This window comes from Bacillus sp. 7705b (assembly GCF_002289525.1).
GTDB classification, from domain to species: domain Bacteria; phylum Bacillota; class Bacilli; order Bacillales; family Bacillaceae; genus Bacillus; species Bacillus halotolerans.
The window spans coordinates 206,038-219,563 of record NZ_NSDH01000033.1; the positions used below are offsets into that span (position 1 = coordinate 206,038).

General features: G+C 43.5%; 15 protein-coding genes. 6 read left to right on the forward strand and 9 right to left on the reverse strand.

All coding sequences use genetic code 11. The features are described 5' to 3' along the window. The first annotated feature begins 200 nt into the window (after positions 1–200). The gene (gene cssR, locus CJU60_RS13650) at positions 201–878 is read left to right on the forward strand and encodes a two-component system response regulator CssR (protein WP_024122792.1); all 678 of its coding nucleotides are present in this window, start codon (positions 201–203) and stop codon (positions 876–878) included. After that, positions 875–2,230 carry a two-component system sensor histidine kinase CssS gene (gene cssS, locus CJU60_RS13655; RefSeq protein WP_024122793.1) on the forward strand — a complete coding sequence of 452 codons (1,356 nt, stop codon included), beginning with the start codon at positions 875–877 and terminating at the stop codon, positions 2,228–2,230. Before cssR ends, cssS begins: the two co-directional genes overlap by 4 nt. Positions 2,231–2,257: 27 nt before the next feature. Here cssS and spxO read toward each other — a convergent pair whose 3' ends face one another. Further along, positions 2,258–2,422 carry an anti-adapter protein SpxO gene (spxO, locus tag CJU60_RS13660; RefSeq protein ID WP_003221681.1) on the reverse strand — a complete coding sequence of 55 codons (165 nt, stop codon included), beginning with the start codon at positions 2,420–2,422 and terminating at the stop codon, positions 2,258–2,260. A gap of 168 nt (positions 2,423–2,590) precedes the next feature. Between spxO and CJU60_RS13665 the strand changes: the two genes are divergently transcribed. Then, on the forward strand, positions 2,591–3,466 hold the full coding sequence (locus tag CJU60_RS13665; RefSeq protein WP_095714041.1) for a TetR/AcrR family transcriptional regulator: 876 nt from the start codon (positions 2,591–2,593) through the stop codon (positions 3,464–3,466). Positions 3,467–3,503: 37 nt separating this feature from the next. On the opposite strand, the gene fumC is transcribed toward CJU60_RS13665, so the two are convergent. Both fumC and CJU60_RS13675 read right to left on the reverse strand, forming a co-directional pair. Then, positions 3,504–4,892: a class II fumarate hydratase gene (gene fumC, locus CJU60_RS13670; RefSeq protein ID WP_010331827.1), complete on the reverse strand. Its 1,389-nt coding sequence runs from the start codon at positions 4,890–4,892 to the stop codon at positions 3,504–3,506. Between the two features lie 66 nt (positions 4,893–4,958). Continuing rightward, positions 4,959–5,144 (reverse strand): YvzF family protein, encoded by a 186-nt coding sequence (locus CJU60_RS13675; RefSeq protein ID WP_010331829.1) that lies wholly within the window; start codon positions 5,142–5,144, stop codon positions 4,959–4,961. Between the two features lie 117 nt (positions 5,145–5,261). On the opposite strand from CJU60_RS13675, the gene gerAA reads away from it, so the two are divergent. The 3 genes from gerAA to gerAC are packed head-to-tail and all read left to right on the forward strand — an operon-like array spanning position 5,262 to position 8,894. After that, positions 5,262–6,710, forward strand: coding sequence for a spore germination receptor protein GerAA (gerAA, locus tag CJU60_RS13680; protein ID WP_095714042.1), 1,449 nt, complete (start codon positions 5,262–5,264; stop codon positions 6,708–6,710). Next, complete coding sequence (gerAB, locus tag CJU60_RS13685) at positions 6,679–7,776, forward strand: spore germination receptor protein GerAB (RefSeq protein ID WP_095714043.1); 1,098 nt, start codon at positions 6,679–6,681, stop codon at positions 7,774–7,776. Before gerAA ends, gerAB begins: the two co-directional genes overlap by 32 nt. Beyond that, positions 7,773–8,894: a spore germination receptor protein GerAC gene (gene gerAC, locus CJU60_RS13690; RefSeq protein WP_095714044.1), complete on the forward strand. Its 1,122-nt coding sequence runs from the start codon at positions 7,773–7,775 to the stop codon at positions 8,892–8,894. The genes gerAB and gerAC overlap by 4 nt, the downstream gene beginning before the upstream one ends. A 7-nt stretch (positions 8,895–8,901) precedes the next feature. On the opposite strand, the gene liaR is transcribed toward gerAC, so the two are convergent. From liaR to liaI, 6 genes are all read right to left on the reverse strand, one after another. Then, complete coding sequence (gene liaR / locus CJU60_RS13695; protein ID WP_095714045.1) at positions 8,902–9,537, reverse strand: two-component system response regulator LiaR; 636 nt, start codon at positions 9,535–9,537, stop codon at positions 8,902–8,904. Then, the gene (liaS, locus tag CJU60_RS13700) at positions 9,515–10,597 is read right to left on the reverse strand and encodes a two-component system sensor histidine kinase LiaS (RefSeq protein ID WP_024122799.1); all 1,083 of its coding nucleotides are present in this window, start codon (positions 10,595–10,597) and stop codon (positions 9,515–9,517) included. The genes liaR and liaS overlap by 23 nt, the downstream gene beginning before the upstream one ends. Then, a complete protein-coding gene (gene liaF, locus CJU60_RS13705) occupies positions 10,594–11,322 on the reverse strand; it encodes a cell wall-active antibiotics response protein LiaF (RefSeq protein ID WP_024122800.1) in 729 nt (242 codons plus the stop codon). Before liaF ends, liaS begins: the two co-directional genes overlap by 4 nt. A 34-nt stretch (positions 11,323–11,356) precedes the next feature. After that, a complete protein-coding gene (liaG, locus tag CJU60_RS13710; RefSeq protein WP_095714046.1) occupies positions 11,357–12,229 on the reverse strand; it encodes a LiaG family protein in 873 nt (290 codons plus the stop codon). A gap of 99 nt (positions 12,230–12,328) precedes the next feature. Then, on the reverse strand, positions 12,329–13,009 hold the full coding sequence (gene liaH, locus CJU60_RS13715; protein ID WP_024122802.1) for a stress responsive protein LiaH: 681 nt from the start codon (positions 13,007–13,009) through the stop codon (positions 12,329–12,331). Positions 13,010–13,035: 26 nt separating this feature from the next. After that, positions 13,036–13,416, reverse strand: a complete 381-nt coding sequence (liaI, locus tag CJU60_RS13720) for a cell envelope stress-induced membrane anchor protein LiaI (RefSeq protein ID WP_095714047.1) — start codon at positions 13,414–13,416, stop codon at positions 13,036–13,038. Positions 13,417–13,526 lie beyond the last annotated feature (110 nt).

Sequence of the window (13,526 nt, forward strand, 5' to 3'; positions counted from 1 at the left end):
TGAGGAGAAAAGCAAAGCACCAAAATAGAATATGTTTGATCATCCTACATCTTCCCCGCTCTTTTCTTTTCCTTTCTTCCCTTATACACATCATAAACAAACATTGTGGGATAAAAATGAAAAGAATATGTGAAATTATGAAAATTGCCTGCCGTATGTTAAAACTAGTTTATAATGACGTTGAAAGGATGTGAAGAGCCTTGTCATATACCATTTATCTAGTTGAGGATGAGGATAATCTGAATGAATTGCTGACGAAGTATTTAGAGAATGAGGGCTGGAACATTACATCTTTTACGAAAGGCGAAGACGCCAGAAAAAAAATGACGCCGTCTCCCCACCTGTGGATTCTCGATATCATGCTGCCGGATACTGACGGCTATACATTAATAAAAGAAATTAAAGAGAAAGACCCTGACGTGCCGGTCATTTTTATTTCCGCACGAGACGCCGATATTGACAGAGTGCTTGGGTTAGAGCTTGGAAGCAATGACTATATTTCAAAACCATTTCTCCCGCGGGAACTGATTATACGTGTGCAAAAACTATTGCAGCTTGTCTATAAGGAAGCGCCGGCCGCACAAAAAAACGAAACCGTCGTCTCCTCCTATCGGGTCGCGGAAGACGCCCGTGAGGTCTATGATGAAAACGGCAATTTGATTAATTTAACGTCGAAGGAATTTGATCTCCTCCTCTTATTTATCCATCATAAAGGACATCCATATTCCCGTGAGGATATTCTCGTCAAGGTATGGGGACATGATTACTTTGGAACTGACCGCGTTGTTGATGATCTTGTCCGGAGGCTGCGTAAAAAGATGCCTGAACTCAAAGTGGAGACCATTTACGGGTTTGGCTACAGGATGATGACATCATGAAAAACAAGCCGCTCTCGTTTCAAATATGGGTTGTTATCTCCGGCATCCTGTTAGCCATATCGATTTTATTGCTTGTTTTATTTTCAAACACGCTGCGTGATTTTTTCACCAATGAAACGTACACCACCATTGAAAATGAACAGCATGTTCTGACTGAGTACCGCCTGCCTGGTTCAATCGAAAGGCGCTATTACAGTGAGGAAGCCACGGCGCCGACGACCGTGCGCTCTGTACAGCACGTGCTTCTGCCAGAAAATGAAGCGGCTTCGTCAGACAAGGATTTACGAATCCTCTCGTCTGATTTTATTCATAAGGTATACCAGCTAGCTGATAAACAGGAAGCCAAAAAGAAACGATACAGCGCTGAAATTAATGGCGAAAAAGTGTTTTTTGTCATTAAGAAGGGACTTTCCGTCAACGGGCAATCCGCCATGATGCTGTCCTATGCACTTGATTCTTATCGGGACGATCTGGCCTTCACCCTGTTCAAACAGCTGCTGTTTATTATAGCGGTTGTCATTTTATTAAGCTGGATTCCGGCGATTTGGCTTGCGAAATATTTATCAAGGCCTCTCGTTTCGTTTGAAAAGCACGTCAAACGGATTTCAGAACAGGATTGGGATGATCCTGTCATAGTGGATCGGAAAGATGAAATCGGCAAATTGGGCCATACCATCGAAGAGATGCGCCAAAAGCTCGTGCAAAAGGATGAAACAGAAAGAACCCTTTTACAAAATATTTCTCATGATTTAAAAACGCCGGTTATGGTGATCAGGGGATATACCCAGTCCATCAAAGATGGGATTTTTCCTAAAGGAGATCTTGAAAATACAGTAGATGTCATTGAAGGCGAAGCCCTTAAGCTGGAGAAAAAAATAAAAGATTTATTATATTTAACAAAGCTCGATTACTTATCTAAGCAAAAAGTACAACATGAAACATTCAGTATTATGGAAGTGACAGAAGAAGTCATTGAAAGACTGAAATGGGCGCGAAAAGAAATATCATGGGGAATTGATGTAGAAGAAGACATTCTCATGCCGGGTGATCCCGAGCAATGGAACAAGCTTCTGGAGAACATACTGGAAAATCAAATCCGCTATGCCGCAACAAAGATTGAAATCATCATGAAACAAGATGATCGGAATATCTTTATCACCATTAAAAATGACGGACCGCATATTGAAGATGAGATGCTTTCCAGCCTCTATGAGCCTTTTAATAAAGGGAAGAAAGGCGAATTCGGCATTGGTCTCAGCATCGTAAAACGTATTTTAACTCTTCATAAGGCGTCTATCTCAATTGAAAATGACAAAACGGGTGTAACATACCGCATAGCAGTGCCAAAATAGACTGTAGATGTTTTTGCAGTCTATTTTTTATGTGAAAGAATAGCCGTTAAAATCTCTGTAATTTGTTTTGAGCGGCTGTTTGCATTGATGAACCCATTTTTTCTCTGACAACGTCTGCTTCGGATATTTGACTTTTTCCACTTTAATTCCTCTGTTTCGCAAGCGGCTGATCATTTCGTCCAATTCTCTCATTTCAGATTCACCCTTTCGCTTGAGCTTTGACCGTTCGGTCATCTCAATTTATAATATAAATAATACATGATAAAAAAACAAGTTACAATAAGGTTAAATTTATAACGTACGGTATGACTATATGGTCATATCCTATGTAGGCCTCAGGCTCCGAAAGGGTGGAACCATTTGAAGGAAAAAGAAAAGCTGATTATTGAAACAGCCATTAAACTGTTTGCCCAAAAAGGATATAACTCAACATCGGTTCAGGAAATTGCCAAAGCATGCAAAATTTCTAAAGGCGCTTTTTATATTTATTTTCCTTCTAAAGAAGCGCTGCTATTGTCTATGCTGAATTACTATTATGATAAAACGTTTACCCGTATTTTAAATATTAAAACGAAAGGCGACAGCCCCAGAACAGCTTACCGCAAGCAGCTTACCGTGTTCTATGAAAACATCCTTGAACACAAAGACTTTATTACAATGCAGATGAAGGAAGGTTCTCTGCCTTATACGGATGAAGTAGAGCAATGCGCGAAAAAAATCCGCCAGACTTCCCTTCAATTTCACATTGACAGTCTGTTAAACATATACGGAGAGAAAGCTGAACCTTATACAGCGGATCTTTGTTTTCTAATAGAAGGAATCAGCCAGATTTACCTGGAATGCATGATTTTGCTCGGGTATACTGTGAAGCCGGATCAATTAGCAGATATCGTTATTAACCGAATTGATGATATGGTCAAAGGCATGTCTGAACGAAACGATGAGCCTTTCATTACATTAGAAGAAGCAAGCTCTTTATTCGGGCCCCTGTCTCACGGACGGCCTGACCCGCTGACTGAATCGATTGTGAAAAGCCTTCGTGAAAAAATAAAAAACTTGAACACAAACTCCTCTTTTGAATTATCGGAGAGCTTGGACATACTTGAAGCAGAAATGAAGAAAAAAACACCGAAGCTGGTGATCATAAAAGGAATGATCCATAATCTGATGGAGTCGGAAGCTCTCGCAGAGGATGCCGAGCAGCTTACATATCTCTTGAAACAGCAATATATTTAGAAGAACGGCTGCTTTACAAGCAGCCGTTTTTTCTCTATTACGCCTTTGGTTTTACCATATCTTCCGGTTTCACCATTTCGTTAAATTGTTCCTCTGTCAGCAATTCAAGCTTCAAAGCCGCTTCTTTCAGCGTCAATCCCTCTTTATGGGCAAGCTTGGCAATTTTTGCGGCATTTTCATATCCGATATGCGGATTCAGCGCCGTAACCAGCATTAAAGAATTCGACAAGTTTTCCTGAATCGTTTCTTTATTTGGCTCGATACCGACAGCACACTTATCATGGAAGGAGTTCATTCCGTCACTCAGCAGCTGCACGGATTGCAGGAAGTTGTAAATGATCACAGGTTTAAATACGTTTAGTTCAAAGTTCCCCTGACTTGCGGCAAAGCCGATTGTCGCATCGTTCCCCATAATTTGCGCTGCGATCATCGTCAGTGCTTCACTTTGTGTTGGGTTCACTTTTCCAGGCATAATGGAGCTACCAGGCTCATTTTCAGGAATGACAATCTCCCCGATGCCGCAGCGAGGCCCGCTCGCAAGCCATCTGACATCGTTTGCGATTTTCATTAAATCAGCGGCAAGAGCTTTTAAAGCGCCGTGTGCATATGTGATTTCGTCATGGCTTGTCAGCGCATGGAATTTATTCGACGAGCTGTTAAACGTTTGACCTGTCAGTTTCGTGATCTCCTCTGAAACAAGCTCTCCAAATTCCGGGTGAGCATTGATTCCTGTTCCGACAGCTGTACCTCCGATTGCAAGCGCGCGCATTTTGTCTGTCGCTTCTAAAATCATTTCCTTCGAACGATCGAGCATGTGCACCCATCCGCTGATTTCCTGTCCAAGAGTCAGAGGTGTGGCATCCTGAAGATGCGTACGTCCGATTTTCACAATATCATTGTATGCTTTCGCTTTTTCGTCTAACGTATTGCGAAGCTGATCAAGCGCAGGCACAAGCTGTTCATAGACAGATAAAACGGCAGCAACGTGCATCGCTGTCGGGAACGTATCGTTTGAGCTTTGGCTGCGGTTAACGTCATCGTTTGGATGAATCGTTTGATCAGAGTTCTTTTCTTTTAATAACGCAGTCGCACGATTGGCCACCACTTCGTTCATGTTCATGTTGCTTTGTGTGCCGCTTCCGGTCTGCCATACAACAAGCGGGAAGTTATCATCGTATTTGCCTTTGAGCACATCATCACAAACTGCTGCAATGGCTTCCGCTTTTTCCGCATCTAGATTGCCCAGGCGTTTATTAGCGATCGCCGTGCTGCGTTTCAATATTGCAAACGCCTTCACAACACGCATCGGCATTTTTTCAGAACCAATCTTGAAGTTCTCCTTGCTTCGCTGTGTTTGGGCGCCCCAAAATTTATCAGCAGGAACTTTTACTTCTCCCATGGTGTCTCTTTCAATTCTGTAGTCCATTTTATGTATCCCTCCATAACGGTTGCTTCAATAGATCAAATTCGCCAGTGATATAAAAAATCCTTTTTATTTTTCGATCTTGGCAGATTTTAATTTTAATTCAAGATATACTCGGGAGTCCTTTGAATATTTGTACTTCGGATTCGTTCGTCCGTACTCCCTCGATGTATAAGAGACATCGTAATGCTTTTCAAATGATTTAATGAGCTGTTCTATTTCTTCTTGTTTTCCTGCAAGTCTTACCTGTGCCACTTCATATCCTCCGCTTTCATAAAAAAACTTCTGCCATAAAATACTGTAACACAGTATATCATTTTTTTAACAGGAAAAGATAACCTCTACTAAGGTTTTGGACAAGAGGTGACCTCGTTGGAACAAACAGAATTTAAGGAATATATACACGATAATTTAGCATTGGTGCTTCCAAAATTAAAAGAAAACGATGATCTGGTGAAAAATAAAAAAATGCTGGCGAACGGACTTGTTTTTTACTATCTCTACTTTAGTGAATTGAATGACCAGCAGAAGGTTTTGGAATCAATCAAAACCTTAATCAAGGATGAGGAGACGCTGACGCTTGACCAGGTCAAAAAACGCCTCGACCAAATTGACGCAAGGCCAGTAGAAACGTCCGAAAAAACGGTTAAGGAAATTCTCAGCGGCAATTGCGCGGTGTTTGTTAATGGCCTCAACAAAGCCTATATCCTGTCCACAGGAAAGAAACAAACAAGAAGCCTGACAGAGCCGACAACTGAAAAAGTGGTTCGCGGACCAAAGGTTGCATTTGTGGAGGATATCGATACAAACCTTGCTCTGATCAGGCAAAGGACCTCTCATCCGAAACTCATTACCAAAAAAATCATGATTGGCGATAACAAACTGAAGCCGGCGGCGATGATGTACATTGAAGGCAAAGCAAAAAAGTCCGTTGTGAAAGAAGTAAAAGCGCGGCTTAACAATATCAAACTGGAGGATATCCAGGACAGCGGAACGCTTGAAGAACTTATTGAAGATAATAAATACTCGCCGTTTCCGCAAATTCAAAATACGGAAAGGCCCGATAAGGTGTCGTCCGCCCTGTTCAACGGCCGGGTTGCGATTTTGGTGGACAGTTCCCCATTTGTGCTTTTGGTGCCGGTTTCACTCGGTGTACTGATGCAATCTCCGGATGATTACTACGAACGCTGGATCTCGGCATCCCTCATCCGGTCGCTGCGTTTTGCTTCTATATTCATCACCTTGTTTTTGTCATCGATTTATATCGCACTCGTGTCATTTCATCAAGGGTTACTTCCGACCGCGCTCGCCGTCACAATTTCGGCAAACAGGGAAAACGTGCCGTTTCCTCCGATATTTGAAGCCTTGCTGATGGAAGTGACGATCGAGCTGCTAAGAGAAGCCGGGCTGCGTCTTCCAAACCCATTGGGACAGACGATCGGCCTCGTCGGGGGTGTCGTCATCGGACAAGCGGCGGTAGAAGCGAATCTCGTCAGTTCGATTATGGTGATTGTCGTCAGTGTCATTGCCCTTGCATCCTTTACCGTTCCCCAATACGGAATGGGGCTGTCTTTCCGGGTGCTGCGTTTTATTTCGATGTTTTCCGCCGCAATACTCGGGCTGTACGGGATTATTTTATTTATGCTGGTCATTTATACGCACCTTACGAGACAAACGAGCTTTGGATCTCCGTATTTTTCGCCAAATGGATTTTTCAGCCTGAAAAATACGGAGGATTCCATTATCCGTCTCCCAATTAAAAACAAACCAAAAGAGGCGAATAATCCAAATGAGCCAAAAACAGACTCCACTCAAACTTAATACCTTTCAAGGTATTTCTGTTGTTGCAAATACAATGCTCGGTGCCGGTCTTTTAACATTGCCCCGAGCGCTGACCAGTAGGGGTAATACTCCTGACGGCTGGATCTCGCTGATATTAGAAGGTGTCATTTTTATTTTTTTCATTTATTTAAACACGCTCATTCAGAAAAAACATCAATATCCCTCACTGTTTGAGTATTTGCGGGAAGGGCTTGGGAAATGGATTGGCAGCATCATCGGGCTTTTGATCTCCTGCTATTTTATCGGCGTGGCCAGTTTTGAAACCAGGGCGATGGCTGAAATGGTAAAGTTTTTCCTGCTGGAGAGAACGCCGATTCAGGTCATTATTATAACGTTTATCTGCTGCGGCATCTATTTAATCATTGGGGGGCTAAGTGATGTTTCGCGGCTGTTTCCCTTTTATTTAACGATTACGATTATTATTTTGCTGATAGTGTTTGGGATCAGTTTTAAAATTTTTGACATCAATAACTTGCGCCCTGTTTTAGGTGAGGGCTTGGGACCCATCGCGAACTCCCTAACTGTCGTTTCCATCTCTTTTTTAGGAATGGAAGTGATGCTGTTTCTTCCTGAACATATGAAGAAAAAGAAATACACATTCAGATACGCGGCTATCGGATTTCTGATTCCGATTATTTTATATATCCTGACGTATATCATCGTTGTCGGGGCTTTGACAGCTCCTGAGGTGAAAACGCTGATCTGGCCGACCATTTCTCTCTTTCAGTCTTTTGAGCTGAAAGGCATATTCATTGAACGGTTTGAATCGTTTTTACTGGTCGTCTGGATTATTCAGTTTTTCACAACGTTTGTCATTTACGGGTATTTTGCCGCTAACGGGCTGAAGAAGACGTTTGGATTATCGACTAAAAAAAGCATGGTGCTCATCGGTGCGGCTGTCTATTATTTTTCTTTATGGCCGGATGACGCCAATCAGGTCATGATGTACAGCGATTATCTGGGGTACATTTTCGTCTGCCTGTTTCTGCTTCCCTTCATTCTGTTTTTCATTGTAGCTCTCAAAAGGAGGATTACAGCAAAATGAAAATCCGGATTTTAAGTATGTTCATATGTATCCTATTGCTGACCGGATGCTGGGACAGCCGGAATATTGAGGAATTAAGCCTGATCATCGGTGTTGGCTTAGACAAGCCGGATGATAAAAATTTAGAACTGACACAGCAGATTCTCGTGCCGAAAAAAATCAGCGCCAAGGAAGGCTCTTCATCTGATCCGACACAGCTTGCTATCACAAAGGGTGAAACGGTCCATCAAATGATGAGAACATCTGCATTAAAGCATAACCCTACGTTTTCACAGCATTTGCGTCTCATTCTGATTTCCAAGAGCGTGATTGCGGATCATACTGGAATGGACGCGATCATTAACCAGTTTGTCAGAGACAACGGAACAAGGAGGAGTTCATACGTCTTTGTCACCGATGACAGAACTAAGGATATATTTAAAATGAATGATCAAGGCGAACCCGCATCCAATGTAATTTACGATCTGACAGAAAATAATGCGGTAACGATCAGAATGATGGAGCCTGTTACATTGGGGGAGATCTCAGAACACTTGACCTCTGACGATTCGTTCCTCATCCCTCATGTCGGTAAGGAAAACGGCAAACTCGCGATAAACGGGGCCACTATCATCAAAGAAAAATTATGGAACCGAAATTTAACACCGGTTGAGGTTCAAAATATCAACTTATTTACAGGCACTGTCGAAGGAGGCGTCATTGATATGAGGCATAATGGCAATCTTTTTTCTTACGAAGTGTACTCCAGCAATCGTAAGATCAAGACATCCTACAAGGACGGAAAGTTTACATTCACCGTCACACGCAATATTGAAGGGCGTTTATCCGAGGACTGGAATCCTGATGAAGATTCGTTTAAGGATTCATATATCAAAGATATTGAAAGAACAGTCGAAAAACGATTAGAAGAAACAGTAACAGCATTTATTACAGACAAACTGCAAAAAGATATCAAAGCAGATGTCACTGGGCTGGGAAACGAGGTCAGAATTCATTATCCTCAAAAATGGAAAAAGATCGCCAGAAAATGGGATGATCATTATTTCAGCGATGCGGAAATAGACTACCGGGTCAATGTGGTCGTCAGAGACTTCGGAACGAAGGGCGCGTCCAAATAACGGACGCCTATTTTACGAGGTGATTGCGGTGTGCGTAGACGGCTGCCTGTGTCCGGTCGCTGACATCCAGCTTTGATAAAATATTGGTGATGTGGGTTTTGACTGTTTTAATCGTGATAAACAGCTCCTCCCCAATTTCTTTATTTGTTTTTCCTTCTGCAATCAGACAGAGAATCTCAAGCTCCCGTTTCGTGAGGGATTCATGCGGGAGCGCGTTTTCGCCTGAGTGGCGCAGCCGGGATAATACTTTCCCCGCCACTTTTGATTCAAGCTTTGGCTCTCCCTTGCTTGCGGCACGGATCGCATCAGCGATTTCGGCCGCTTTTGACGTTTTTAATAAGTAGCTGAGCGCTCCCGCTTCAATGACCGGGTACACTTTGTCATCATCAATGAAGCTTGTGAGCACAATAATTTTCGGATCGGAAAGCTTCTGGCAAATTTGCTTTGTCGCTTCAATGCCGTCCATGCCTTCCATGACAAGATCCATTAAAATCACATCAGGCTTTAATTCAACAGCAAGCTGTACACCCTCGCTGCCATCAGATGCTTCGCCGATGACACCAATATCGGGCTGTGCTTCCAAAAAAGCGGCGAGCCCCATTCTGACCATTTCATGATCATCAATCAACAATACTCGAATCACGTTCGTTCTCTCCTTTTTCTTCCGGGAAAATCGGGACCTTTACTTCGATTTGTGTGCCTTTTCCTTCAACCGAAATTACCTCGGCAACTCCGCCGATTTCGCTTGCACGTTCTTTCATCGAATTCAAGCCATAGGATGACGCTTTTACCTGGTCCATCTTAAATCCTTTTCCGTTATCAATGACCTTCAGCCGCAGCTGATTGTTCTTTGCACCGAGGATTACGGATACTTTTGAGGCTTTTGAATGCCTGAATACATTCGAAAGGGCCTCCTGTACGATCCTGAATAAATGATCCTCTACTCCTTTGGAAATCGGTGTATCCTGTATGTCCCACTCGATATCAAGCGGCTGTTTTTTCCGGAACTCGTCCAAAAGCTCCGTAAGACCCTCCTTCAGCCCTTTCCCTTCGAGCGTCACTGGCCTTAAATGGAGCAGCAGCGCCCTCATTTCATTTTGGGCTTCTCCCGCCATGTGCTCTACCATCTTGATCCGTTTCACAGTTTTATCATCCGTATCTTTTACGTGTTCTAATACGGCGGAGGTCATCATGGATATCGCAAAGAGCTGCTGGCTGACAGCATCGTGCAGGTCTCTTGCCAATCGCTGGCGTTCTTCTGTAATGACTGATTTCTTCATTTGCACCTGCCATTCAGCCCGTTCATTTGAAAGCTTTTGCAGGGAAGCGACTTGAAGTTCAACCCGCTTCGCCATTTCATTCAGCTGATCGGCTGCAAGCCCGATTTCATCGTCCCCGAGCGGCGGTATACGATAAGCGAAGTTACCGTTTTCAAATGTTAAAATCGATTCGATCAATGTATCGACCCTTGTTTTCAGCCGGTTGCCGTACATGTAGCCTGACGCAAAACCGATCGTAAGGCTGATCAGCACCAAAATCAGGATAAACGGAATCCCGAACCAGCTTGACGACAGCAGCACAAACGGATCGAGCCGATAGTAAACCATCATAAAAGAAATCAAGCAGACAAAAAGGAGCAGACTGATTCCCGTTGTCATGCGAATGGCGCGCCACTGGAGACTGGCAAGCAGTTTTTTTCTCATACGTATTTCACATCCACATCACCGATAAATAGGGAGACGGATACCTTTACCCGGCGTTTGGACTCGCTGAAATCAGAAGACGCAGCGTATACCTTTGTGCCTAATCCGCTTTTCTTCGAGCCGATCAGATTAATGTCGCCGATAAAAACGGACGAGCTGACAGCCACTTCAAGGTCTGATGGAACATAAATATCAACGTTTCCGATCACTCCGCTGATGACAATCGTGCTCTCTCCCTCCGGAATCATCGCTTTTGACAAGTCGATTTTCACATCGCCGATAAAACCCGATACATTTAAATCATTCAGATCAAACGGCTGCTTCATCATCAGAAGCTCGCCGATAAAAAAGCTTCGCATGTCAGGGTGTTTCACATCTTTAGGAGGCTCGGACTGTTTTTCTTTTTTCGTTAAGTCGATAGGCTTCTCACTCGGTTCAAAAATTGGCTTTCCTTTCACAAGCCGGTAGCCGGCGTAGATTAAAAATGCGGCAAACGCGTAGCCAAATAAGTTAAAGGTGATGCTGAACAGATTTTTCAAAAATAAGAAAGCGGCAAAGATATACATGACGGACCCAAGCCAGTCACGGGAGTACTTTTTTAAAAAATAGCCGGCAATCAGAAAAAAGAGCGGCCAAAACAGCAGATCGCCTATTCCGATAATTTGCAAAAACATACTGATGCCAAATAAAGCAATCATAAGTCCGAGAAGCTGTTTTTTTGTCATTTTGGTTGTTCCGCCTCCTTTCTTCTGCCAGATGCTACTGTATCGCTACATCCCCGCTGTCTGTTTTAATATCGACTAGATGCTGGCCGCTTCCATGTGAGCCTGTGATTTGATGATGATCTTTATGTGCTGTATCAGCAAATGGATACGCCGAGCTGACGCTTCCGCTCTCTGAAGCCGCATTGACTTTGAAACTGCCGTTTTCGGGAAGCTCCAGATACACATCACCGCTCGTTAATGTGACAGCTGAAGAGCCTGCTACCTTTTCTAAATCCGCACGAAAGTTTCCTGATGTCATCCGTACATCAAGTGAGCCTGAAACACCGTCCAAGTTTGCGTCGCCTGAAGTTAAGCGGATGCCGGCTGTTTTAGCGTCTGTATTTGATATCGACACATCCCCGGAAGAACCCTTCATCTTCAGCTCTTGGAGGCGGATACCCGTTACGGCCATATTTCCGCTTGCAGATGCTGCGTTCAGCTCGGAAAGCGTGAGGTGTTTGTTACCGGCTACAGACACGTCGCCGCTTGATGTTCTCACAACCAAACCGCCTTTGTACGTATATGGAATGCGGACGACAAGGGAAGAGCGATGAAATCCATTCAAAAATTGAAATTCTTTTTCCTTTGCCGTCAGCTCCAGCTTTCTTCTCTTTTCAGCCACAAACAATTTCCCGGAGTCACCTGAGATGGTTGCTGATATGTCATTACGCTCTTCCGCTATGATCTTCACATTCTTGTGATCCGATTCAATGATTACGCTTTCGATCTCATGCGGTGAAGCACTGGCTGAGTCAGCTTCAGTGCCGTTTATGAATGAAAGACCTTCAGCAAGCACGTCTTTGATAACAACTGCGGATAAAATAAGAATACCGGCAATGATCAGCAGTTTGCCCAGCATTTTTTTCATTTGTTTTCATCCTTCTCATTCATTCTATTATAAAGGAAAAGCCTGTGAATTGATACGTGCGGAAGGGAAGGACTTGACGAAAACCCTTCCCTGTCCCGCTTATTCATTTGCTGCATGTGATGTTTGATCTGATTTTTTCAATGAGAGTTCCCGCATCTTTTCAATTTCAGCTTCTACTTCACCTGCAAATTCACTTCGGCTCGATTCTGTGCCGGCTTCCGCTGACTTCGAATAATCAGCACGGATTTCCATTTCCTCAATTCGGTTTTCAATCCGCAGAAATTCACGATACGCGCTTTCACTGTCAATTTTGTCGAATGTCGCGTTCATATGCTCTTTTGCTTTTGCGGCGTTTGCCCGGGCAATCAGCGCCTGTTTTTTATCCTTTACGTCCTGAAGCCTTGTTTCAAGTGTGGCCAGCTGTTCTTTCAGCTCAGCCAGCTGGCTGCTTGCCTGTTCGTAGGAAGCTTTGTGCTCTGCTGCCTTTCCCTCTAAATACTTCATTTCTGTCAGCGCTTTTTTCGCAAGCTCTTCTTCACCGGCATCAAAAGCGAGCTGAGCTTGATTCTTACGCTTTCCAGCCACTTCATTTGCTTCTTCATATTTTTTCTTAAATTGAAAGGCAATCGTATGCTGTTTGACGATCGTTTGTTTTGCTTTTGCAATATCGCTTTCCATATCACGAACGTATTGATTCAGCATCACCTTAGGGTTCTCCAGTTTATCCAAGCCTTCATGAACTGACGCAACAAACATATCTCTCATTCTTTTTAATACCATACCGTTATTCCTCCTCATATCATGTGTTATTTTTTCTTTAAAAAATTTTCCCATTCGTCATCAAAATGAGACTGGTAGCCGGCAGAAGCTGGTTCAGGGTCAAAGCCTGACACATCGCTTTCCGCGGATCCGTTTTTCATCAGTTTCCAGCCGTAATACACCATAGCGGCTGCGAGTGCAATTCCGACGAGAAACGGCAGTGAGCAAATGAGCATCATCGCCCCGATTCCGCCCAAGATGATGCCTGTGATGGTTTTGCCCGCTGCGAATCTTTTGATTCCCGCGTATGTCAGCAAGCCTCCGATCACAAGCGGAATCATAAATCCGAAGCTGCCTCCCCCAAAAAAGACGGAGATTCCAAATACAATTAATAAGAATCCGCCTATCGTTTTCTTGTTGATCTTCATGCAGATCCTCCTTTCGTTTTCCTTGTCTTCATCTTATACAAAACAGCAGATGAGCAAAACGAATCAGAGATTGATTTTTGGATAAGACCAGAGTCGTAGACAGCACCGGA